Genomic DNA, 21805 nt, shown 5'->3' on the forward strand with positions numbered 1-21805 from the left:
ATGGCTAAAGAACAACAAGTTCAAGCGAATGATTTGCAAGAAAAGCTAATCGCCGTTAACCGTGTTTCTAAAACGGTTAAAGGTGGTCGAATCATGAGCTTTACTGCACTAACAGTAGTTGGTGACGGTAACGGTCGCGTAGGTTTCGGTTACGGCAAAGCTCGTGAAGTACCTGCAGCGATTCAAAAAGCAATGGAAAAAGCGCGTCGCAATATGACGACGATCGCTTTAAACGAAGGCACTCTTTTCCACCCGGTAAAAGGTCGCCACTCGGGCTCTAAAGTTTACATGCAGCAGGCTGCAGAAGGTACGGGCGTTATCGCAGGTGGTGCGATGCGTGCAGTACTAGAAGTAGCAGGTGTACATAACGTACTATCTAAAGCATACGGTTCTACGAACCCTATCAACATCGTTCGTGCTACGATCGATGCGCTAGGTAGCATGAAGTCGCCAGAAATGGTTGCTGCTAAACGTGGTCTAACTGTTGAATCTATTTCGGAGTAAGAACACGATGGCAACTATTAAAGTTACTCAAACTAAAAGCTCAATCGGTCGCCTACCTAAGCACAAAGCGTGCTTGAAAGGTTTGGGCCTTCGTAAAATAAACCACACTGTAGAACTTGAAGATACACCGTGTATTCGCGGCATGATCAACAAAGTTTTCTACATGGTTAAAGTTGAGGAGTAATCAGAATGCGTTTGAATACTCTATCACCGGCTGCGGGTTCTAAGCCTTCTGCGAAGCGCGTAGGTCGTGGTATCGGTTCTGGCCTTGGTAAAACCGGTGGTCGTGGCCACAAAGGTCAAAAATCACGTTCTGGCGGCAGTGTCCGTCCAGGTTTTGAAGGCGGTCAAATGCCTTTGAAACAGCGTCTACCTAAGTTCGGCTTCACATCTCGTAAGAGTCTAGTGTCTGCTGAAGTTCGTCTAGCTGAGCTAGCGAAAGTTACAGGTGACGTCGTTGATCTAAACAGTCTTAAAGCGGCTAACGTTATCACTAAGAACATCGAATTTGTTAAAGTTGTTCTTTCTGGTGAAGTTAACAAAGCGATGACTGTGAAAGGTCTACGCGTGACTAAAGGCGCTAAAGCTGCAATCGAAGCTGCAGGCGGTAAAATCGAGGAATAATCTCGAGGAACGAGGTACAGATGGCTAAGAAACCAGGACAAGATTTTCGTAGTGCTCAGAGCGGCTTAAGTGAACTGAAGTCGCGCTTGTTATTCGTAATTGGTGCACTTTTAGTATTCCGAGCCGGCTCTTTTGTGCCGATTCCTGGTATTGACGCTGCTGTACTTGCCGAGTTGTTCGACCAGCAAAAAGGTACCATCGTAGAAATGTTTAACATGTTCTCCGGTGGTGCTCTTGAGCGTGCATCTATATTAGCGTTGGGCATCATGCCGTATATTTCGGCATCGATTGTTGTCCAACTGCTAACTGTAGTTCATCCAGCGTTAGCTGAACTCAAAAAAGAGGGTGAAGCAGGCCGTCGTAAGATAAGCCAATATACACGCTATGGCACGCTTGTACTTGCAACATTTCAGGCTATAGGTATTGCAACTGGCTTACCAAACATGGTCAATAATTTGGTTGTTATCGACCAAACCATGTTTACGCTAATTGCTACCGTAAGTTTAGTAACCGGTACCATGTTCCTAATGTGGTTAGGTGAACAAATTACAGAGCGTGGAATTGGTAACGGAATTTCGTTACTGATTTTTGCAGGTATTGTTGCGGGATTGCCTTCTGCAATCGGTCAAACAATCGAGCAAGCGCGTCAAGGTGAATTGCATGTACTTCTTCTGTTGTTGATTGCTGTGCTTTCGTTTGCAGTTATTTACTTCGTAGTTTTCATGGAGCGTGGTCAACGTCGAATCGTCGTTAACTATGCAAAGCGTCAACAAGGTCGTAAAGTTTTTGCTGCGCAAAGTACGCATTTGCCGCTTAAGATTAATATGGCAGGTGTAATACCAGCAATCTTTGCTTCGAGCATTATCTTGTTCCCAGGAACATTGGCTCAGTGGTTTGGCCAAAATGGTGAGAGCAGCGCGTTCGGTTGGTTAACTGACGTGTCTTTGGCTCTTAGCCCAGGTCAGCCATTGTATGTAATGCTTTATGCAGCAGCGATTATTTTCTTCTGTTTCTTCTATACGGCGTTGGTATTCAACCCGAGAGAGACAGCAGATAACCTGAAGAAGTCCGGTGCATTCGTACCCGGCATCCGCCCAGGTGAGCAGACAGCGAAATACATTGATAAAGTAATGACGCGATTAACCCTAGCGGGTGCGTTGTATATTACCTTTATCTGTCTGATTCCTGAGTTCATGATGGTCGCTTGGAACGTAAGGTTCTACTTCGGCGGCACATCACTGCTTATTGTAGTGGTTGTTATCATGGACTTTATGGCACAGGTACAGACTCATATGATGTCCCAACAGTATGATTCTGTGTTGAAAAAGGCAAACCTGAAGGCTAGTAGCCGTTAATTTAGGTTTCATTTACGGAGTTTAGCAATGAAAGTTCGTGCTTCCGTTAAAAAAATCTGCCGTAACTGTAAAGTTATCAAGCGTAACGGTGTCGTTCGCGTGATTTGCAGTGAGCCAAAGCACAAACAGCGCCAAGGCTAAATAGCAGAAATTTTTACTTGAAATATAAGGTAGCGTCGAGTATTCTCCTCGGCCTACCTTTTGCGTGCAAAAGAAGTAGTAATCCACAGCGTATCCTAAACGGGCTTTGCTGTGGCTAATTCTTTTATGAAACACTAGGAGTGAATAATGGCCCGTATTGCAGGCATTAACATTCCTGATCAAAAACATGCTGTAATCGCACTTACTGCGATCTACGGCATCGGCAAGACTCGTTCTCAGTCAATCTTGGCTGACGTGGGTATTGCTGAAGATGTTAAGATCAGTGAACTAACTGAAGATCAGATCGATCAACTGCGTGATGGTGTAGCTAAATACACTGTGGAAGGTGATCTACGTCGTGAAGTCTCAATGAACATCAAGCGTCTTATGGACCTTGGCTGTTACCGCGGTCTTCGTCATCGTCGCAGTCTACCACTACGTGGACAGCGTACTAAAACCAACGCTCGCACCCGTAAGGGTCCGCGTAAGCCGATCAAGAAATAATCGGGAAGGTAGAGTACAATGGCTAAACAACCAACACGCGCTCGTAAGCGCGTACGCAAGCAAGTTGCAGATGGCGTTGCGCACATCCATGCGTCTTTCAACAACACAATCGTAACTATTACTGACCGTCAAGGTAATGCTCTTGCATGGGCTACTGCAGGTGGTTCAGGTTTCCGTGGTTCTCGTAAGTCTACTCCGTTCGCTGCACAGGTTGCTGCTGAACGTTGTGCTGAAATGGCTAAAGAGTACGGTCTAAAGAACTTGGAAGTTATGGTTAAGGGTCCAGGTCCAGGTCGCGAATCTACTGTTCGTGCACTGAACGCTGCTGGTTTCCGCATCACAAATATTGTCGATGCTACACCAATCCCTCATAACGGTTGTCGTCCACCTAAGAAACGTCGCGTATAACGTTTCTAGGATAATTGGAGAAAGATCATGGCAAGATATTTGGGTCCTAAGCTGAAGCTTAGCCGTCGTGAAGGCACTGACTTATTCCTTAAGTCTGGTGTTCGTGCGATCGATACCAAGTGTAAAATTGATAACGCACCAGGTGTACACGGCGCTCGTCGCGGTCGTCTATCTGAATATGGCGTTCAGCTTCGTGAGAAGCAAAAAGTACGTCGTATGTACGGCGTTCTAGAAAAACAATTCCGTAACTACTATAAAGATGCTGCACGTCTTAAAGGCAACACAGGTGAAAACCTACTTCAACTTCTTGAAGGTCGTCTTGATAACGTAGTTTACCGCATGGGCTTTGGCGCAACTCGCGCAGAAGCACGTCAGCTAGTTAGCCATAAAGCTATCCTAGTTAACGGTAAAGTTGTAAACGTTCCTTCTTTCAAAGTAGCGGCTAACGATGTTGTTTCTATCCGCGAGAAAGCTAAACAGCAATCTCGTATTAAAGCGGCTCTAGAAGTTGCTGAACAACGCGAAAAACCAACTTGGATTGAAGTAGATGCTGGTAAGATGGAAGCCACGTTCAAGCGTATGCCTGAGCGTTCAGATCTGTCTGCTGACATCAACGAACAACTGATCGTCGAACTTTACTCTAAGTAAGGTTTAAACTAAAGAGAGGACACAATGCAGGGTTCTGTAACAGAATTTCTTAAGCCACGTCTCGTTGACATCGAACAAGTCAGCACGACACACGCAAAAGTAACTCTTGAGCCATTAGAGCGTGGCTTTGGTCACACTCTAGGTAATGCACTTCGCCGCATTCTTCTATCTTCTATGCCAGGTTGTGCTGTCACAGAAGTAGAGATTGAAGGCGTTCTGCACGAGTACAGTACAAAGGAAGGCGTTCAGGAAGATATTCTTGAAATTCTTCTAAACCTTAAAGGTTTGGCTGTGCGCGTTGCTGAAGGCAAAGATGAAGTGTTTATTACGCTTAACAAATCAGGCTCGGGCCCTGTGGTTGCAGGTGACATCACCCATGATGGTGATGTAGAGATCACTAACCCAGAACACGTTATTTGTCACCTAACGGATGGCAACGCTGAGATCGCTATGCGCATCAAAGTTGAACGTGGTCGCGGTTATGTTCCAGCTTCCGCTCGTATCCATACTGAAGAAGATGAGCGTCCTATTGGTCGCCTACTGGTTGACGCTACGTACAGCCCAGTAGATAAGATTGCTTATTCTGTTGAAGCCGCTCGTGTAGAGCAGCGTACAGATTTAGACAAGCTTGTCATCGATATGGAAACGAACGGTACTCTTGACCCTGAGGAAGCCATCCGCCGTGCAGCGACTATTTTAGCTGAACAGTTGGATGCATTCGTAGATCTTCGTGATGTACGTGTTCCTGAGGAGAAAGAAGAGAAGCCAGAATTCGATCCTATCCTACTGCGTCCTGTAGACGATCTTGAACTAACAGTTCGCTCTGCTAACTGTTTGAAAGCAGAAGCGATTCACTACATCGGTGATCTTGTGCAGCGTACTGAGGTTGAGCTACTTAAAACGCCAAACCTTGGTAAGAAATCTCTTACAGAGATTAAAGACGTGCTTGCATCACGTGGTTTGTCTCTAGGCATGCGTCTAGAAAACTGGCCACCAGCGTCTATTGCTGAAGATTAATCGATAATAGTTAGAAGGATTAGGTCATGCGCCATCGTAAGAGTGGTCGTCAACTCAACCGCAATAGCTCGCATCGTAAAGCGATGTTCAGCAACATGGCTAGCTCTCTTGTTCGTCACGAAGTTATTAAAACTACCGTGCCAAAAGCAAAAGAACTACGTCGCGTAATTGAGCCTTTGATTACACTAGCTAAGACTGACAGTGTTGCTAACCGTCGTCTTGCATTTGCACGTACTCGTGATAAAGAAGTAGTTGCAAAACTATTCAACGAACTAGGTCCACGTTTTTCTGCTCGTCAGGGCGGTTACACTCGTATCCTAAAAGCTGGCTTCCGTGCTGGTGATAAAGCTCCAATGGCTTTCATTGAGCTTGTTGATCGCCCAGCTGCTGAAGAAGCTGCTGAGTAATCAGTTCGTAAGAATAAAAAGGCCGAGCGAAAGCTCGGCCTTTTTTGTTTGTGAAGACAAGATAATAAAACGGCGACCATAAGGTCGCCGTTTTATTATCTTGATGGTAGCAACTTACAGAATAGCAAGAAGCTCAACTTCGAAAACAAGCGCTGCAAATGGAGGGATCGCAGCACCGGCGCCACGTTCACCGTAGGCCAGGTCTTGTGGGATGCAAAGTTTCCATTTTGAGCCAACAGGCATCAGTTGAAGAGCTTCAACCCAGCCTTTGATCACGCCTGTCACAGGGAACTCAGCAGGTTCGCCACGAGAAACAGAGCTGTCAAATACAGTGCCGTCAGTTAACTCACCGTGATAATGAACACGGACTTGAGCGTCTGAAGTTGGGATCTCGCCAGTACCTTCAGTGATAACTTCATACTGTAGACCAGATTCAAGAACGGTCACTTCTGGACGCAATGCGTTGTCTTTTAGGAAGGCTTCGCCGTCAGCGGCAGCAACTTTAGCTGACTCTTGACGTGCAGATTCTGCGCGTTGGTGAAGATCTTGAAGTGCTGAGTTGATCTCGTCGATTTCGATTGCTGGCATGTCACCGACTAAAGCCGTTGCAATACCGGCTGCGATAGCGTCAACACTTAGGCCTTCTAGGCCAGAACCTGCAAGTTGTTGACCCATTTGTAGACCAATACCGTAGCTTGCTTTCTGCTCAACTGTTTCAAATTTTACTTCAGACATGATGTCTCTCTACTTTAAATGTTTTCAGAGCGCACAGGATACCAGTATTAGACGTCGGATGAAATGCTCGGACTATCAAGCAACGACAACAGTTTCAATATGAGATTTATGTCTTACTTTCTGGTTATAAAGGTAAAAATTAACCGGTTCATTACCTAACTTCCTGAAAACACCTATACTCGGCTTCGCTTCGTTTTTATACTAGCTATCGTGGATTTTTGGAGATGCCGCGTAATGAATCGCAGAAAGAAAAAAGTACAGCAGGTCGACTATTCTGAGCTGATGATGAAAACATTGTCGCAAGTGAATTGGAGACAAATCCCTGCCAGAGTGAAACAGGTTTGGTTACAGCTACCCAAGCGTCATCAACAGGTGTTGATGGTGTTGGTCCCTGTCGTATTGTTTTTGGTTTTTTTGCCAACGCCATCGTCAGATCCAGCGCAGCCAGAAGCGCAGTCAGAGACTCTGCCACGTGTCCAAGTGGATATTGATACTCAGGGTTTGAGCGAGCAACCATCACAACTGCAAGAAAGCCTCGCTTCCGATGTTTGGGAGGAATATCGAGTTAAAAAAGGCGATACCTTAGCTCAAGTGTTCCGTAACAATGATTTAGCAATGTCAGATCTTAACGCCCTTGTTCGCGTTGAAGGGAGCGATAAGCCTCTGAGCTACATTAAAGCGGGTCAACTTGTTCGGTTCAAGTTAGCTGAGGATGGCAGCCTCGATATACTTCAGCTGGAAAAATCGACCCAGTCAGTGATGTTCTTTCGCCTATCCGACGGGGCATTTGGCCGAAGTAAGTAAACTTATTCGAGGCGAGTTGGGCGCCTTATCGGCAACAAAGGGGCGATGATAAGGCCAATACCGATTGCGGTCAGCCAATCGGGTATTTCATCAAACCACCACATTCCAAATAAAGTCACAAACACCAGACCAGAATATTCTCCAAGCGCAATTTCTCCAGCCGGAGCTCGTCTGTATGCCAATACGGCGAGTGCGTTGTAGACCAATATCAATAGTGCTCCTGCAGCGATCAGCGTCACTTCTCTGAGAGAGATTGGTGACCAGGATAACGATGCAAGTAGAGTGGAGATCGGGAGTGATAACAAGGATGTCCAGAACAGAGTGCTGACCATTGATTGTGATGTTGGGAGCTTACGAGCGGATACATTAAACAGGGCCAATGTGGCAGCGGTGCCTAGTGCAAAGAAAGCCGCCCAGTGAAATTGCGACGGCCTCAGTACAATCAATACGCCGACGAAACCAATCAGAGTGGCGAGCACTTTTGTTCGAGTAGTGATCTCTTTCATCAAGACAGCAGAGATAGGCAGCATTAATAGTGGCGCTGCGTAAAACACCGCATTGGCGCTGGCCAGTGTCATGTGAGTGATTGCAACCACCATGCAGCCACTGCCAATAATAATCAGGTGAGCCCGACCTAGGTTAATGATTGGTGAGGAGAGTTGACGACTCGACGCGCCTTGTCTCAACCAGAAAGGGAAGATGATCACTAACGAAATAAGTTGGCGGATAAAGATGTATTGAAAAGGGCTAACACTGCCGTCGAGCAACTTGACCATAACATCAGATAAGGAGGCAGCAAGGTTGCCAGCCACCAGAAGCCATAGTGCGATCGCCTGTGAGGGAGGTTTCATCCGTCTAACGCTTCAGTATCATATCAATATGAGGGATGTTGTCTTCCAAATACATAGCAGAGGTTGGTTGGAATCCATGGTGTTGATAGAAAGCTGCTAAATGTTGCTGGGCACCAATTTCAATGTCGATATCTGGCCAAAGTTGTTCACACCTGGTTAAAGCTTGAGTGAGTAATTGGTGGCCTAAGCCATCGCCCCGATGCTCTTGCTTGGTGGCCACACGACCAATGCTGGCACTGGGATAGCTCACACCCGGTGGCAATAAACGCGCGCAGGCGATCAGTTCATTGTCTTTATAGCCGAGTAAGTGATAAACCTCTGGAAGTGGATCTTTGTCATCCAATTCAGGATAGGGGCAAGATTGCTCGACGACAAAGACATCCACACGCAACTTAAGCAATTGATAAAGCTGAGTTGGTGAGAGATCCTTAAAAGGTAATAGCTGCCAAGAAAGCATGATGGCCTTGCTCCATGTCGTTTGATTGAGGCTAAATTAGCAGGCTTTTTTTCCTCTAGCATTAACAATTGTTAATCTGGTGCTCGCTTTTTAATTCGGCTGAGGCTAATCGGGGTGATCCCCAAGTATGCGGCAATTTGGTAGTCATTAAGGCGCGTGAGTAAATACGGAAAATTTAAGCAAAACAGTTGGTAGCGTTCTTCTGGGGAGTAGAGCAGCATAAAGCGCTCTTTGCTCTCTTTATACATTAGCTGTGTTTCGAGTAGTTTCAAATAAACGCTATGTTTGTTGTCTCGCCATTGTTTGAGTGTGTCCATGGGGAGTGAAAAAATAAGGCAGGCCGTTAACGATTCGATTAAATAGGGAGAGGGTTGTTGTGTTATTAGCCCCTCGAAGCCAATGATCCAATCATTTTCCCAGTAAAACTCTTTGCTAAATTCTTTCCCCTTGTCTGTCAGATACGCAGAGTGACACATACCCTCTAACACGAAGAAAATGTCTTCGGCCACTTGGCCTTGATGCAACAAAATGTGTCGGGTTGGCAGCTCTATTAGTTGGGCAGAATCGATAAGTTGTTTTATTTCTTGGTGATCGAACCCTTTTTCAACGAGCTGTTCCTTGAAACGGTCAGAGGTTTGCATAGGTGTATGTGGATTAAGGAAACATTCGATAAAGTTTAACCGATTGTCGTCGGGAGCTAAAGGCAGATAAAGGCCGCGAGCGACGTCGCGGCCTAGAGAGGACGTGATTACTTCTTCAAATCAATGTTGTAGACGGCAAAACCGACATCATCTGTCGCGACACGCGTCATCGGATATTGACCTTTCTTATCAATAAACTCAGCGGCTTTGTCACTTGGAGACGTTTCAAAGCGAATATCGAGCGTGTTGTTAGATTGAATCGGTGCGAATGTCCAGTTGTTATCAGCACTTGGGGTCACTTGCCCTTTTTCTTGACTAACGCGGCTAATGTACGCGGCTACGACTGACCGGTTTTCATCGGGCGAATCAAAAGCGATAAACTCACTTCCTGTACCTGGGAACTTGCCACTGTATGCTCGGTAGTTGTTGGTGGCGATCAGAAAATCCTGATTCATATCGAGAGGTTTACCCTGATACGTTAGCTCTAAAATGCGTTCAGAATCTGGGTTCACCACACGACATTCGCCATCGTATTTGGCTGGTTGGGTGACATCGATCTGGTAGTTAACACCATCAATTACATCGAAGTTGTAAGTACGGAAACCGTCCCAATCGATCAATTGTTGAGGGGCGGTGTTCTTGACGTCAATCTGTTTAAACTGACCGGCAGTACACTCTAACCATTCTTTGACGTCTGTGCCTTTGGCCTTCATCGCGACGAGCGTATTTGGGTATAAGTAAAGATCGGCGGCATTGCGGAACGTCAGCTGACCGGATTCTACCTCGGTAAAGTTGGCAGGATCGTTTTTACGGCCGCCTGCTTTAAACGGAGCCGCTGCAGAAAGAACGGGGAGATTCGCTAAATCAGGATCACCCTGAATAAATCGTTCAACGTAGTCTTTTTGCGCCAAGTTAACGATCTGCACCGTTGGGTCATCTTGGATGAGTGCGAGGAAACTGTACATTACATCGTTTGCTCGACCGATTGGCTGGTTAACGAAGTCACGTGTGCCCTTATGGTCAGCTTTGAGCGCAGCGACCATTTTTGGATCTGCGCTAGCTAAAGGCGTTTGCTTGTTTTTGTCGAATATAGGACGAGCTTCTGACTGGCCCTTCACCACCTTCCATTGACCACCTTGTTCTTTTAGCTCTAAGTCGATAACACCGACATGGCTACCCCAACGTCCAGGCATAACGGAAGCGACGCCATTAATGGTGCCGTTTTGGTTATCGACTCCTTGGATGTTGTCAAAACCTTTACCAGGGAAGACCGCGTGTGAGTGACCAAATGCAATCGCGTCAATGCCTTCGACTTCTGATAAGTAGTAAGTTGAGTTTTCTGCGCCTGCTTTGTAAGGGGCTGATGCTATGCCAGAGTGTGGAATGGCAACGATGACATCAGCGCCTTCTTTTTTCATCTCAGGAACAAGCTCTTCTGCGGTCTCTTTGATATCCTTCGCAAACACTTTACCTTCTAGGTTTTTCTTGTCCCACACCATGATTTGTGGTGGAACAAAGCCGATATAGCCCACTTTGATTTCATGCTCTGCACCATCAACATCTTTAAAGGTGTGCGTTTTGATGAGGTATGGCTTGAAGTAGTGTTGACCTGTTTTTTTAGCAAACACGTTCGCACTAACGTAAGGGAAGTTTGCATCGTTAATGGTTTCAGCAAGAAATTCAAGGCCATAATTAAACTCATGGTTGCCAATATTACCGACGTCGTAATTTAACAGGTTCATGGCTTTGTAGACGGGGTGGACTTCGTCTTTTTTGATGCCTTTACTCGCCATGTAGTCGCCCATAGGGCTTCCTTGAATAAGGTCTCCGTTATCAACGAGCACGCTGTTATCGACTTCCGATCTGGCTTGCTTCACTAGGGTCGCTGTGCGTGTTAAGCCAATTTTTTGCGAAGGCTTATCTTTGTAGTAGTCGTAATCCATCACGTTGGTATGGATATCGGTGGTTTCTACAATACGTAAGTGGATGGTGTCGGCCAATGTTGGACCAGCGGCTGTCAATAGCCCCGCTAATATACAAAGAGGTAGGGGTTTCACAGAGAATGTCATGTTATAGGCTCCGAACATAGGATGAACTTTGCCGGAGAATGTAACAAATTGGTGTGTCATTAGTTTTTTACTCAGTAAAAAACTGTGATGTACGGCAATGACTTTGTCCTGTTTTTGCCAATGGCTAGGGAAAATAACCCATTGGCGGGTCCCTATGCCAACTACTTATCATAAAAAGGTATAAAAAATGAAATTTTAGAATTTCAGGTAATATGTCTCGGGCGCCATAATGCTTCCATCAACAGCAAAGGAAGCATGATGGCGGTATGGATACAATTTCTCAATTTCCACTCAATAACCCACGAGCTTTGCACGGAAGACAGTCTGCAGCGCTGAATGTCGGTCACAGTGTGCTTCGTCATGGTGAGGTAGCACTTGTTGGGGCAGGCCCAGGTGATATGGAGTTATTGACCATCAAAGCACTGCGGTTTCTTCAGCAGGCCGATGTGGTGCTCTATGACTACCTAGTGTCGGACGAGATTATGTCATTGGTTCCAAGCGACACCCGCTTGGTTTGTGTCGGAAAGCGCGCTGGCCATCATAGTGTGACTCAGGAAAAAACGAACCAACTGCTGGTTGAGTTTGCTCACAAACAACACCGTGTTGTGCGAATAAAAGGAGGGGATCCTTTTATTTTTGGCCGAGGTGGTGAAGAGCTGGAAGTTCTGGCTGATGCTGGGGTTATCTTCCATGTTGTCCCCGGTATTACAGCCGCCGCTGGTGCAACCGCTTATGCAGGGATTCCATTGACTCATCGTGATTATGCTCAGTCGGCGATGTTTATTACAGGGCATGTTAAAGCCGAAAGTGATCAGATGGATTGGTCAACGCTAGCGCGTGGGCATCAAACCTTGGTGATCTATATGGGGTTAATGAAATCTGACCATATCCAAAAACAGCTCATTGAACATGGGCGCGCTCCTCACACACCGATTGCGATTATCGAACGCGGAACCCAATCCTGCCAGCAGGTCTTTAAAGGTCAGTTGGGAGACTTGGCCGTGCTTGCTAAGCAAGCCCAGTCTCCCTCGCTAATCGTGATTGGTGAGGTGGTGGCTTTATCCGAAAAACTGGCTTGGTTTGAACCACAGCAAGCCCCGATACACCAGCGTCATTTCGCCTAACCCCAACATTTTCGTATTTGTCTGACGCTCATTATTGAGCAGCAAAGGAAGCACTACCATGGACCAAGAACGTTTAACCCATTTGAAACAGCTAGAAGCGGAGAGTATTCATATTATTCGTGAAGTCGCTGCGGAGTTTGATAATCCGGTCATGATGTATTCAATCGGAAAAGATTCATCTGTGATGTTACATCTTGCTCGCAAAGCTTTTTATCCGGGCAAAATTCCATTTCCTCTACTCCATGTGGATACGGATTGGAAATTCAAACAAATGATTGAATTTCGTGATCGTACTGCAGAGAAATATGGATTCGAGCTTTTGGTCCATAAGAACCCAGAAGGACTTGCCATGGGTTGTAACCCATTTGTTCATGGGTCGTCAAAGCACACCGATATCATGAAAACACAAGGCTTAAAGCAAGCACTCAACCAACACGGTTTTGATGCCGCATTCGGTGGTGCCCGTCGAGACGAAGAAAAATCGCGTGCGAAAGAGCGGGTCTATTCTTTTCGTGATCAAAACCACACTTGGGATCCTAAAAACCAGCGCCCAGAACTTTGGCGTACCTATAACGGTCAGGTCAACAAAGGTGAAAGTATCCGGGTGTTCCCGCTCTCGAATTGGACAGAACTGGATATCTGGCAATACATCTACCTAGAAAACATTGAAATTGTGCCTTTGTACTTAGCAGACAAACGGCCTGTTGTTGAACGTGATGGCATGTTGATCATGGTGGATGATGAGCGTATGGAGCTCAAGCCAGGTGAGAAGATCGAAGAGAAAAGTGTTCGTTTCCGTACCCTTGGCTGCTATCCACTGACCGGCGCCATAGAGTCACAAGCCAATACTTTGACCGGTATTATTGAGGAAATGCTTGTTGCGACATCCAGTGAGCGCCAAGGGCGAGCGATCGACCACGATCAGTCTGGATCGATGGAACTTAAGAAACGTCAAGGTTACTTCTAAGGATTGAGGACAAAGAAAATGAATAATGCAGTTGAAGCTCAATTAGAAGAGCTTGGTATTGAAGGCTACCTAAAACAACATCAATACAAGTCACTACTTAGATTCTTAACGTGTGGCTCGGTAGATGATGGAAAAAGTACGCTGATTGGTCGCTTGCTTCACGATTCCAAACAGATTTATGAAGATCAGTTGGCTGCCGTTCACAATGATAGCCAACGAGTCGGTACGACGGGGGATCGACCTGATTTGGCTTTGCTGGTGGATGGTTTACAAGCAGAGAGGGAACAAGGGATCACAATTGATGTTGCCTATCGTTACTTCTCGACTCAGAAACGTAAATTTATTATTGCGGATACACCTGGGCATGAGCAGTACACACGTAATATGGCAACGGGCGCATCGACTTGTGATCTTGCGGTGATTTTGATTGATGCGCGTAAAGGCATATTGGATCAGACTCGTCGTCATTCGTTTATCTCCAATCTGCTTGGTATTAAGCATTTTGTTGTTGCAGTGAACAAAATGGACTTGGTCGATTATTCTCAGCAGCGATTTGAACAAATTCGGGACGAGTATCTGGCGTTTTCGAATAACCTTAACGGGGACACCCAGATTGAGATCATTCCACTGTCGGCATTGGAGGGTGACAATGTTGTGGATTCGAGTTCGAAAATGGCGTGGTTTGACGGCCCGTCTTTGCTTGATTTACTTGAAACGATCGACGTGGAAAGCCAAAAGGAGCGGGGTGAATTTCGTTTTCCTGTTCAATACGTCAATCGCCCTAATCTCGATTTTCGTGGCTTCTCAGGCACCATTTCTTCTGGGAGTATCCGCGTTGGAGATCACATCAAGGCATTACCTTCCGGTAAAACCTCCAAAGTGACCCGCATTGTCACTTTCGATGGTGATTTGGAGCATGCGCAGGCTGGGCTTGCGGTGACGCTAACACTCGATGATGAGATTGATATCAGCCGTGGCGATCTTATTGTCGAGCAATCATCTCAGGTGGAATCGAGTAACCGCCTTTTGGCTGATGTGGTTTGGATGACTGAGCAGCCGCTTCAAATTGGGCGTGAATATGCTGTCAAAATTGCGGGCAAACAAACGTTTGGTCAAGTGACTGTGATCCGTCATCAGTATGACATCAATAACCTCTCGACGTATCCGACAGAGGCGTTGCCCTTAAACGGGATTGGTTTATGCGAATGGCGTTTAAACGAATCAGTCGCGATGGATAGCTACAACACGGTGCAGGATACCGGCGGCTTTATCATCATAGATCGACTCACCAATGTCACCGTGGGGGCAGGTTTAATTCGTGATGCGTTAGCACAGCGGCAGTCTTCTCCTCAGGAACGTATGGGGGCCTTTGAGAACGAACTTAAAGCTCTAATTATGAAGCATTTTCCTGAGTGGGATGCGAATATTTAATCGAGTAGGTAACGTATGATGTGGCAACAAGGATTTGTGCTCACACTATTATTGGTCGTGGTAGTCTGTCTTATCGCAACGCGAATAAAGCCGAGCTTTATTTTTGCGGGTGCCGCATTTTTGGCTTTTTTGGCGGGTATGATTGAGCTCGGTGAAGTGGCGACAAACTTTACCAACTCTTCTCTATTGACTCTGGTGTTGTTGATCTTGGCGTCCAGCGCCTTGGAAAAAACCCTTCTGATCAGTTGGGTCAGCCGTTCTTTGGCGACGGGGAAACTTGGGTCCGTGGTCGCTAAGCTTGGCATCTCAACAGCACTATTATCATCGTTTACAAATAATACGGCGGTGGTGGTGTCTCTGATTGGCGCGATTAAACGTAATCAGACTCACGCTCCGTCAAAGCTATTGATCCCTTTGTCCTATGCGGCCATTTTAGGCGGGACTCTGACCTTAATCGGTACGTCGACTAACCTTATCATTAATAGCTTTGTTGAAGATGCTGGACTGCCCAGCTTGGGTTTTTTTGCCCCGACTATCATCGGCTTATCGGTGCTTGTTGCGGGCTTGTTGATCTTGATCCCACTGAGTTATCTGCTGCCCAGTTATGATGATGATCATCAAGAAGATCTGCCTTATTTTCTTGAGGCGATTGTCGAGCCCGGTTCGCCGCTGGTTGATCGAAGCGTGAGTGAGAACAAACTGCGAGCTTTACGCAAATTATTCCTTGCAGAAGTCATTCGTCACGGTGAAACCATTACCTCTGTTGAACCGGATTTTATCTTAAAGGCCCAAGACCGTTTATTATTTTGTGGGGATATAGAAAGTGTTGCGACATTACAGGAAATCCGTGGCCTGACCTTATTTGGTCAACATCACCTCAATGGTCAACGTTTTTTAGAGGTCGTGGTGAGCTCATCGGCCAGTTTTTGTCACAAGACCCTGAAATCGAGCCAATTTCGTGACCGTTTTGATGCGGTTGTGGTAGCCATTCGTCGAGGACATGAACGGCTGCAGGGCGGGCTGGGCAACATCGAACTCAATGCTGGTGATACCTTAGTATTGGTGCCGGGCAAACGTTTTGAAGAAGAACGCAGCAAGCACGGCAAAGAGTTTGTATTGATTAACGATCTGGATTCGAGTGCTCGTCTGGATGCGCATAAATCCAGCTTGGTGTTACTTGGCTTTACGGGGGCAATTGCTGCGGCACTACTCGATGTGGTTCCACTCATCAAAGGGTTATCTCTCTATCTGATCACACTTATTTTATTTGGCATCATACAGCTAGGTGAATTACGACGTCGTTTCCCCGTTGATCTGATCGTCATTGTGGGTTCCGCTTTGTCGATTGCTCAATTAATACTATCAACTGGGTTGTCCGAAAAGCTCGGGGCTCTTTTTATACAAACCTTCAATGGCTGGGGGGTAATAGGCGCACTCATCGCCACCTATTTTTTCACTTTGATTTTGACAGAACTGGTGACGAATAATGCGGCGGCGGCTTTAGCATTTCCTCTTGGCTATAGTATGTCGATGGCTTATGGCGTTGACCCTATGCCTTTCATCATGGCGGTATTATTCGGAGCGAGCGCCAGTTTTATCTCCCCTTATGGGTATCAAACGAATCTACTTGTTTATAGCGTTGGAAATTACAAACTGACAGATTACATCAGAGTGGGTCTGCCCGTATCGATTGTCTATTCGGCATTGGTATTAATGTTGATTCCCCAGTTTTTTCCATTTTAAAGGATCGAATTATGAATATGGACACGCGGTCTAAAGAGACCAATATCGTCTGGCATAGACACAATATTGATAAGGCTTTTCGCGCTCAATCAAAAAGACAAAAACCGGTTGTGATGTGGTTTACGGGTTTATCTGGTGCGGGTAAGTCAACGGTGGCAGGGGCATTAGAAAACGCGTTAGCCAACTTGGGATATCATACCTATCTATTGGATGGTGATAATGTCCGTCACGGGCTGTGCAGTGACCTTGGATTTTCAGAGCAAGATCGCCGCGAGAATATTCGCCGTATTGGTGAGCTGGCAAAACTGATGGTAGATGCTGGATTGATTGTACTGTCGGCCTTTATTTCTCCACATCGGGAAGAAAGGCAATTGGTTCGGGATTTGTTCCCACAAGATGAGTTTCTTGAAGTGTTTGTTAACGCGTCTCTGGAAGTGTGTGAACAACGCGATCCTAAAGGGCTTTACAAAAAAGCGCGAGCGGGGGAGATAAGCCACTTTACTGGCATTGATTCGGATTATGAGGCGCCTCTCAAAGCAGAGGTGAACTTGCTGGCGGGTGAACAGCCTTTGGATGCGCTGGTGAGCGAGTGTCTCGACGTACTCAGACAGCGCAGTATCATTGCATAATAAAAGCTTCCGTCTGGAAGCTTTTATTTTACTCGAAACAGATTTCGATAAACGCATTACCCCATTGAGAGTTGAACGGCATGATAATGATGGCGCCTTCACATTTGTGACGGATGGTGTGTCCTTTCCCTGACACCACCACGGGTGTCGCCATATCAAAATCAAACCCACTTTCGGAGAGAATGCGTTTTGCGCCACCGGCGACCATGTTGGTAATTTCACCGACCATATCAGTGATCTCATCATTAAGGCCGTTTGGACGTTCTCCCAACATATTCTCCATAATTTCGAGTGCGAGATTTTCATCAAACGTAATAGACATAGAACCGCGAGTCTGCTGACCAACCATCCCAATTAAACCTGACACATCCCCGCGAGCAATTTCATCTTTCTTCACTCGGGGTTTCTGTGGCTTCAATTCCAGAGAAGCCATCGTTTTTAGCACATTCATCAGTGAAGCTAGAAACGGGTTTACAAATTCAGCGCGCATAATCTTCTTCTATTTTTATTCTGCCTGTCCATTTGAGCATGACTGACAAACTCCGTGAGACTCAATCACATGGTTTGTGATCGTAAATCCATGTTTTTTTGCGTTACTCGCCAGTGACGTTATCAAACTCTCATCTTGCAGCTCGATAACGTTGCTGCATTTATCGCAAATCAGCAAATGTGAATAGTGCTTGTTTGCGTTACCCGAGCAACACTGAATAAAGCTGTTGGTCGACTCAACTCGATGTATGAACCCTTGCTCTAAGAGAAAATCAAGCGCGCGATATACTGTCGGTGGTTTCGCTTGAGGTTCGCTCTTCTTTAAGTCTTCCAATAACTCGTACGCAGTAGACGACTTGGGACTGGAACATATTAGCTCAAATACCCGTTTTCTCTGGGGCGTTAATCTGACCCCTCGTGTCGTACAAATCCCTTCTATTTGTTTTACCAGTTTGTGGTCCAAATTTTTCACCATAACCATTGGACTTTAGTAATAATATACCATTTCTGGGTGAATTTCGTTTATCAGTCTTTATTATTCTGATATTTAAGTCAGTGGTTTTCACTATAAACGCACTGATTTTGCGTTACTTCCTATACGTTACCCTATCTTTTCGCAAAACGATACCGCTACAGGGGGGGGCTATCTTCCGCTTTGTGCGCTCTGTTCGATAAAATATCCTGACCCTTTTCAAAATCAAATTCTTCTAAAGCTTCGGTGAGCTGCGTAAAGTCGGCCATAGACAAACCTATGGCTGACCCTGAATCCATATTTTGAGTCAGAGTCAGTGCGTGAGTATCGTTCTCTTGTAACGCTTGGTGTAATTGATCGAATAATTGGTGATTGAATCCCCCGTTTTTTGAGGAGGACTGCGGCTTTTCCGCGAACAGAGCGCTGGCATCAATGGCGTCTGTCAGCGCGGTGAGTGATTTGAGCATGCGCTGACGAAGATCATGATTGGTACTGTCGTGTTCTAACTCTTGGCATAACTCATGTAATGTCACCGCTCCTATATTGCCAGCGACGCCTTTCAAAGAGTGGATATGACGCACGCGGAGAGTGTCGTCGTGATCTTGGATGGCAAGTTCAAGCGCCTTGCGGTCAGAATAGGTGTTAGAAAAGCGCTGCAATAGCTTTAAGTAAAGGTCTCGGTTGCCATTGGCCCGAGTTAACCCTGATAAGGTATCTAAACCATTGATGTCAGGGAGCGATGGCTGTTCTTGGTGGCTTGTTGGGGCTAATGTTTGTGGTTGTTTTGGGGTGATCCATTTTGCCAAAGTACTGAACATAGCGCCGACATCAATAGGTTTAGCGATGATGTCATTCATCCCGACTTGTTTGGCTTTTTCTTTGTCCCTTTCCATGACATTAGCTGTCATGGCAATAATAGGAATGCTATGGTCATCTAGGTTTTTTCTTATAAACTCCGTCGCTTGATAGCCATCCATGACAGGCATTTGGCAATCCATCAAGATGCCATCAAAATCTTGGGTTTTATACAAATCTATCGCGATTTGACCGTTTTCAGCGACCGTCACATTGACCTGTTGACCTTCGAGCAGCTCCGTTGCTAATTCTTGGTTGATATGATTATCTTCGACCAGAAGCACTTTCGAACCAGCAAGATGTTGTGCATTGGCGAGTTGTGTTTGTTCTTCGATGTCACTGCGGCTTGCACGACTGGCTTCAACGCCATATAGAGTGATGATCGCATCAAAAAGGTGGGATGCAGTGATCGGTTTATCAAGAATTGAAGGGAGAGGTAATTGCCGCTTGGTAAAGGCTTCTGCTAACGTTTCTCGTCCAAATGCGGTGAGCATTAACAGTTTAGGCTGAGATGTCTCAGAGAGTCTCTCTGCGATGATCTCAGCCAAATCGATGCCATCTTTTACTGGCATTTGCCAATCAGAGATAACCAAATCAAACGCTTGCTGAGTCGACACGGCGTTTTCAAGCTCTTCAATAGCGCTGTCCACATTGGTGACGCTGGTGGCATCAAAGTGCAGCGATTCCAGAATATCTTCGACAATCAAGCGAGCGCTGGCATTGTCATCCACTACAAGCACGTTAAGTTTGCCCATCTCTTTGGGGATCAGGAGCTGTTCTTGTTTCAGAGCATGGCTGATACCGAGCTGAATAGTGAACGTAAAGGTGGAACCTTTGCCCTGCTCGCTGATAACACTGATTTCTCCGCCCATTAGACCGCAAAGCTCTTTACTGATGGCAAGCCCGAGTCCAGTGCCACCATATTTCCTTGTGGTTGAGCTGTCGGCCTGTGTAAATTTATTAAACAGCTTACTCGATTGTTCGGGGGTCATTCCAATTCCGCTGTCTGATACAGAGAATTTTAAGGTGATGTCATCGCCTTGTTGTTGGTCGAGATCAATTTGGATCTTTATCTCACCTTGCTCAGTAAACTTGACGGCATTATTGGCGAGATTAATGAGGATCTGTCCCAGTCGAAGGGGATCGCCGACAAGGGCAGTGGGCACATCGCGATCAATATGGATCAAGAGCTCCAGTTCACGTTCAGACGCTCTTAAACCAACGAGATTGGATATGTTATCCAACACGTTTTCTAGATGGAAATCGACATTTTCTATGTCGAGTTTTCCCGCTTCAATTTTTGAAAAATCAAGAATATCGTTGATGAGCCCCAATAACGAATCGGCCGAGAGTTTGACTTTGTGTATGTAATTCCGTTGCGCTTTAGAAAGGTCGGTTTTTAGGGCGAGGTAACTCATTCCTATTATGGCATTCATTGGGGTTCGGATTTCATGGCTCATGTTGGCCAAAAAATCAGATTTGGCTTTGTTGGCCGCGTCGGCCTCATCTCGTGCAAATGCTAGCTTGCCAGCAAATCGTTCGAGTGCGGTATGAGACTTATTCGCCAGAAGACCCAAAAGTAGGAGCGTCAAAACTAATATACTGCCCCCGAATGCTAAGTAGCGGGTAATGTCTCCTGAATTGGCAACAATATTGAGTTGCTGTTGATAGACAGGCTCGATGATAGATTGCAATTCCGTATAGGTGGCCTCTAATAACTCGACTTGCTCTGAACTGATGTCTCGCGCTTGAGTTAATTGATTGAACAAGGAAATGTAATTGTTGGTGAGCGTGTGGACATTGTTGACGTTAAGCGTTTCTTCCGATTGTTTGACTTGCTTGGCCAACTCATCAAGCACCTTAAGAGCGTTCTCTAACAATGTATTCACCCCGTCGGCAAGCGACTGCTGCCTTGAAGGGGATAAGGACAAAGAATAATCGCGATCGAGCTGCTGAGCTGAACTGATTAAGGCTTGTAAAGCCAGTAATTCTGAGCTGACACTGAGGCGCTCGCTGATGGTCGTTTGCGTACTGGCGACCACTTGTTGTGATGAGCTGAGAATATCCTGAAGATGCTCGCGCATATCGATAGAGACACGTAAGAGTTCTTCACCATTACGATTGACCTGATCTAGCATACTTTTTTGCAGCGAGGGACTGACATTTGGCCAACTCCTTAATTGGACTAAAGAGGTGAAATAACGGTTTCTGGACAGACTGATTAACGTTAATTTATCGAGGCTTGCTCGATCGGTCACCTTGGTTGAGAGGAAATTAAGTAACTTTGTCGCTTTTTGTAGCTCGACTTGAGCCAAGTTGAGAAGACGTTGCTCTTTACTCAGGATGTAAGATTTTTGATGGTTTTGCGAACTGGCAATCAAGCCCACTAAGTTATGGCCTTCAATGGCCGTTTGTGAGTCGGCATTCACTTTTAACCTGAGCTCATCAATCGTTAAAATGCCTTTTTCAACAAAATTTTCATGGTGTTGTTGGAGGCTCTGGATTGTTTTGGTTAACTGTTTGGCGTTGATTATCATCTCATTTTGCGCGTCAGTCTCGCTTTGGTGTAGATGTGTGTATTGGGTGAAATGAGAGTGATAGGTTGCGATTGCGTTGGTGATGCGTGCATCAATGCCATTGTCTATTGCAATGTCAGACAGGACTTTTGCTTCTTCTATCTTTTTATAAATGTCCCCAGATGTGCTGTCCAAAGGTTGGCGGATATAACTTTGTTCTAACACCTTGATACGATCAATCGCAGAGAGCAATTGAGCGTTACCCGCATATTGGTCGACGGTACTAAAACGCTGATTCAGGCTAACCCAACCAAAAAAGCCAGCGATCAACATCATTGCTGAAGCCACCACAAAGCCGATAAGAATTCGTTTGGAGTCGAGTGCGTAATTCTGTACTTGGTTCATTCTTTTCCT

At 45.9% G+C, this 21805-nt stretch carries 24 protein-coding genes; 16 read left to right on the forward strand and 8 right to left on the reverse strand.

The window, feature by feature from the left end; all coding sequences use genetic code 11:
• The 10 genes from rpsE (at window position 1) to rplQ (ending at window position 5608) form a co-directional block, all read left to right on the forward strand.
• Window positions 1-504 (forward strand): 30S ribosomal protein S5, encoded by a 504-nt coding sequence (gene rpsE, locus HLM86_RS14465; protein WP_076589812.1) that lies wholly within the window; start codon window positions 1-3, stop codon window positions 502-504.
• A gap of 7 nt (window positions 505-511) precedes the next feature.
• Entirely contained in the window at window positions 512-688 is a 177-nt protein-coding gene (gene rpmD / locus HLM86_RS14470) for a 50S ribosomal protein L30 (protein WP_076589811.1), read from the forward strand.
• Window positions 689-693: 5 nt separating this feature from the next.
• Window positions 694-1128 (forward strand): 50S ribosomal protein L15, encoded by a 435-nt coding sequence (gene rplO / locus HLM86_RS14475; protein ID WP_076589810.1) that lies wholly within the window; start codon window positions 694-696, stop codon window positions 1126-1128.
• Window positions 1129-1148: 20 nt separating this feature from the next.
• Entirely contained in the window at window positions 1149-2483 is a 1335-nt protein-coding gene (gene secY, locus HLM86_RS14480) for a preprotein translocase subunit SecY (protein WP_076589809.1), read from the forward strand.
• A gap of 27 nt (window positions 2484-2510) precedes the next feature.
• On the forward strand, window positions 2511-2624 hold the full coding sequence (rpmJ, locus tag HLM86_RS14485; protein WP_000868186.1) for a 50S ribosomal protein L36: 114 nt from the start codon (window positions 2511-2513) through the stop codon (window positions 2622-2624).
• A gap of 147 nt (window positions 2625-2771) precedes the next feature.
• Window positions 2772-3128 (forward strand): 30S ribosomal protein S13, encoded by a 357-nt coding sequence (gene rpsM / locus HLM86_RS14490; RefSeq protein ID WP_076589808.1) that lies wholly within the window; start codon window positions 2772-2774, stop codon window positions 3126-3128.
• Between the two features lie 18 nt (window positions 3129-3146).
• Window positions 3147-3536: a 30S ribosomal protein S11 gene (gene rpsK, locus HLM86_RS14495; protein WP_001118870.1), complete on the forward strand. Its 390-nt coding sequence runs from the start codon at window positions 3147-3149 to the stop codon at window positions 3534-3536.
• Between the two features lie 27 nt (window positions 3537-3563).
• Entirely contained in the window at window positions 3564-4184 is a 621-nt protein-coding gene (gene rpsD, locus HLM86_RS14500) for a 30S ribosomal protein S4 (RefSeq protein WP_076589807.1), read from the forward strand.
• A gap of 24 nt (window positions 4185-4208) precedes the next feature.
• A complete protein-coding gene (locus tag HLM86_RS14505; RefSeq protein ID WP_076589806.1) occupies window positions 4209-5201 on the forward strand; it encodes a DNA-directed RNA polymerase subunit alpha in 993 nt (330 codons plus the stop codon).
• Window positions 5202-5227: 26 nt separating this feature from the next.
• Complete coding sequence (gene rplQ / locus HLM86_RS14510; RefSeq protein ID WP_076589805.1) at window positions 5228-5608, forward strand: 50S ribosomal protein L17; 381 nt, start codon at window positions 5228-5230, stop codon at window positions 5606-5608.
• Window positions 5609-5722: 114 nt separating this feature from the next.
• Here the strand turns inward: rplQ and bamJ are convergent, their stop codons facing one another.
• Window positions 5723-6343, reverse strand: coding sequence for a BamJ family beta-barrel-assembly machinery protein (gene bamJ, locus HLM86_RS14515; protein WP_076589804.1), 621 nt, complete (start codon window positions 6341-6343; stop codon window positions 5723-5725).
• A 234-nt stretch (window positions 6344-6577) separates the two neighbouring features.
• Here bamJ and HLM86_RS14520 point away from each other — a divergent pair, with 234 nt between their 5' ends.
• Window positions 6578-7147, forward strand: coding sequence for a LysM-like peptidoglycan-binding domain-containing protein (locus HLM86_RS14520; protein ID WP_170883548.1), 570 nt, complete (start codon window positions 6578-6580; stop codon window positions 7145-7147).
• Window positions 7148-7149: 2 nt separating this feature from the next.
• Here HLM86_RS14520 and HLM86_RS14525 read toward each other — a convergent pair whose 3' ends face one another.
• The 4 genes from HLM86_RS14525 to cpdB all read right to left on the reverse strand — a co-directional run bounded on the left by HLM86_RS14525 (window position 7150) and on the right by cpdB (window position 11165).
• Window positions 7150-7998 (reverse strand): DMT family transporter, encoded by an 849-nt coding sequence (locus tag HLM86_RS14525; RefSeq protein ID WP_170883547.1) that lies wholly within the window; start codon window positions 7996-7998, stop codon window positions 7150-7152.
• A gap of 4 nt (window positions 7999-8002) precedes the next feature.
• Window positions 8003-8455, reverse strand: a complete 453-nt coding sequence (locus HLM86_RS14530; RefSeq protein WP_170883546.1) for a GNAT family N-acetyltransferase — start codon at window positions 8453-8455, stop codon at window positions 8003-8005.
• A 71-nt stretch (window positions 8456-8526) separates the two neighbouring features.
• On the reverse strand, window positions 8527-9096 hold the full coding sequence (locus HLM86_RS14535; RefSeq protein WP_076589800.1) for a Crp/Fnr family transcriptional regulator: 570 nt from the start codon (window positions 9094-9096) through the stop codon (window positions 8527-8529).
• A 107-nt stretch (window positions 9097-9203) separates the two neighbouring features.
• Window positions 9204-11165: a 2',3'-cyclic-nucleotide 2'-phosphodiesterase gene (cpdB, locus tag HLM86_RS14540; RefSeq protein ID WP_170883545.1), complete on the reverse strand. Its 1962-nt coding sequence runs from the start codon at window positions 11163-11165 to the stop codon at window positions 9204-9206.
• Between the two features lie 266 nt (window positions 11166-11431).
• Between cpdB and cobA the strand changes: the two genes are divergently transcribed.
• The 5 genes from cobA to cysC are packed head-to-tail and all read left to right on the forward strand — an operon-like array spanning window position 11432 to window position 17059.
• Window positions 11432-12289, forward strand: coding sequence for a uroporphyrinogen-III C-methyltransferase (cobA, locus tag HLM86_RS14545; protein ID WP_170883544.1), 858 nt, complete (start codon window positions 11432-11434; stop codon window positions 12287-12289).
• A 34-nt stretch (window positions 12290-12323) separates the two neighbouring features.
• Window positions 12324-13256, forward strand: coding sequence for a sulfate adenylyltransferase subunit CysD (cysD, locus tag HLM86_RS14550; protein WP_281249532.1), 933 nt, complete (start codon window positions 12324-12326; stop codon window positions 13254-13256).
• An 18-nt stretch (window positions 13257-13274) separates the two neighbouring features.
• Window positions 13275-14687 (forward strand): sulfate adenylyltransferase subunit CysN, encoded by a 1413-nt coding sequence (cysN, locus tag HLM86_RS14555; RefSeq protein ID WP_170883543.1) that lies wholly within the window; start codon window positions 13275-13277, stop codon window positions 14685-14687.
• An 18-nt stretch (window positions 14688-14705) separates the two neighbouring features.
• Entirely contained in the window at window positions 14706-16430 is a 1725-nt protein-coding gene (locus HLM86_RS14560; RefSeq protein WP_170883569.1) for an SLC13 family permease, read from the forward strand.
• Window positions 16431-16441: 11 nt separating this feature from the next.
• Window positions 16442-17059, forward strand: a complete 618-nt coding sequence (gene cysC, locus HLM86_RS14565; protein WP_170883542.1) for an adenylyl-sulfate kinase — start codon at window positions 16442-16444, stop codon at window positions 17057-17059.
• Between the two features lie 28 nt (window positions 17060-17087).
• Here cysC and HLM86_RS14570 read toward each other — a convergent pair whose 3' ends face one another.
• From HLM86_RS14570 to HLM86_RS14580, 3 genes are all read right to left on the reverse strand, one after another.
• On the reverse strand, window positions 17088-17549 hold the full coding sequence (locus HLM86_RS14570; RefSeq protein WP_076589793.1) for a chemotaxis protein CheX: 462 nt from the start codon (window positions 17547-17549) through the stop codon (window positions 17088-17090).
• Window positions 17550-17564: 15 nt separating this feature from the next.
• The gene (gene zur, locus HLM86_RS14575) at window positions 17565-18023 is read right to left on the reverse strand and encodes a zinc uptake transcriptional repressor Zur (RefSeq protein WP_170883541.1); all 459 of its coding nucleotides are present in this window, start codon (window positions 18021-18023) and stop codon (window positions 17565-17567) included.
• A 155-nt stretch (window positions 18024-18178) separates the two neighbouring features.
• The gene (locus HLM86_RS14580; RefSeq protein WP_170883540.1) at window positions 18179-21796 is read right to left on the reverse strand and encodes a hybrid sensor histidine kinase/response regulator; all 3618 of its coding nucleotides are present in this window, start codon (window positions 21794-21796) and stop codon (window positions 18179-18181) included.
• Window positions 21797-21805 lie beyond the last annotated feature (9 nt).

This window comes from Vibrio ostreicida, from assembly GCF_013074385.2.
GTDB lineage: Bacteria > Pseudomonadota > Gammaproteobacteria > Enterobacterales > Vibrionaceae > Vibrio > Vibrio ostreicida.

Coding starts and splice junctions, on each gene's coding strand:
- cobA (WP_170883544.1), top strand. CDS start 11,432: ATGGATACAATTTCTCAATTTCCACTCAATAACCCACGAGCTTTGCAC.
- cysN (WP_170883543.1), top strand. CDS start 13,275: ATGAATAATGCAGTTGAAGCTCAATTAGAAGAGCTTGGTATTGAAGGC.
- cpdB (WP_170883545.1), bottom strand. CDS start 11,165: ATGACATTCTCTGTGAAACCCCTACCTCTTTGTATATTAGCGGGGCTA.
- HLM86_RS14580 (WP_170883540.1), bottom strand. CDS start 21,796: ATGAACCAAGTACAGAATTACGCACTCGACTCCAAACGAATTCTTATC.
- HLM86_RS14505 (WP_076589806.1), top strand. CDS start 4,209: ATGCAGGGTTCTGTAACAGAATTTCTTAAGCCACGTCTCGTTGACATC.
- zur (WP_170883541.1), bottom strand. CDS start 18,023: ATGGTGAAAAATTTGGACCACAAACTGGTAAAACAAATAGAAGGGATT.
- secY (WP_076589809.1), top strand. CDS start 1,149: ATGGCTAAGAAACCAGGACAAGATTTTCGTAGTGCTCAGAGCGGCTTA.
- rplO (WP_076589810.1), top strand. CDS start 694: ATGCGTTTGAATACTCTATCACCGGCTGCGGGTTCTAAGCCTTCTGCG.
- HLM86_RS14535 (WP_076589800.1), bottom strand. CDS start 9,096: ATGCAAACCTCTGACCGTTTCAAGGAACAGCTCGTTGAAAAAGGGTTC.
- rpsD (WP_076589807.1), top strand. CDS start 3,564: ATGGCAAGATATTTGGGTCCTAAGCTGAAGCTTAGCCGTCGTGAAGGC.
- HLM86_RS14525 (WP_170883547.1), bottom strand. CDS start 7,998: ATGAAACCTCCCTCACAGGCGATCGCACTATGGCTTCTGGTGGCTGGC.
- cysC (WP_170883542.1), top strand. CDS start 16,442: ATGAATATGGACACGCGGTCTAAAGAGACCAATATCGTCTGGCATAGA.
- rpsM (WP_076589808.1), top strand. CDS start 2,772: ATGGCCCGTATTGCAGGCATTAACATTCCTGATCAAAAACATGCTGTA.
- HLM86_RS14520 (WP_170883548.1), top strand. CDS start 6,578: ATGAATCGCAGAAAGAAAAAAGTACAGCAGGTCGACTATTCTGAGCTG.
- HLM86_RS14560 (WP_170883569.1), top strand. CDS start 14,706: ATGTGGCAACAAGGATTTGTGCTCACACTATTATTGGTCGTGGTAGTC.
- rpmD (WP_076589811.1), top strand. CDS start 512: ATGGCAACTATTAAAGTTACTCAAACTAAAAGCTCAATCGGTCGCCTA.
- rpsK (WP_001118870.1), top strand. CDS start 3,147: ATGGCTAAACAACCAACACGCGCTCGTAAGCGCGTACGCAAGCAAGTT.
- bamJ (WP_076589804.1), bottom strand. CDS start 6,343: ATGTCTGAAGTAAAATTTGAAACAGTTGAGCAGAAAGCAAGCTACGGT.
- HLM86_RS14570 (WP_076589793.1), bottom strand. CDS start 17,549: ATGCGCGCTGAATTTGTAAACCCGTTTCTAGCTTCACTGATGAATGTG.
- HLM86_RS14530 (WP_170883546.1), bottom strand. CDS start 8,455: ATGCTTTCTTGGCAGCTATTACCTTTTAAGGATCTCTCACCAACTCAG.
- rpsE (WP_076589812.1), top strand. CDS start 1: ATGGCTAAAGAACAACAAGTTCAAGCGAATGATTTGCAAGAAAAGCTA.
- rplQ (WP_076589805.1), top strand. CDS start 5,228: ATGCGCCATCGTAAGAGTGGTCGTCAACTCAACCGCAATAGCTCGCAT.
- rpmJ (WP_000868186.1), top strand. CDS start 2,511: ATGAAAGTTCGTGCTTCCGTTAAAAAAATCTGCCGTAACTGTAAAGTT.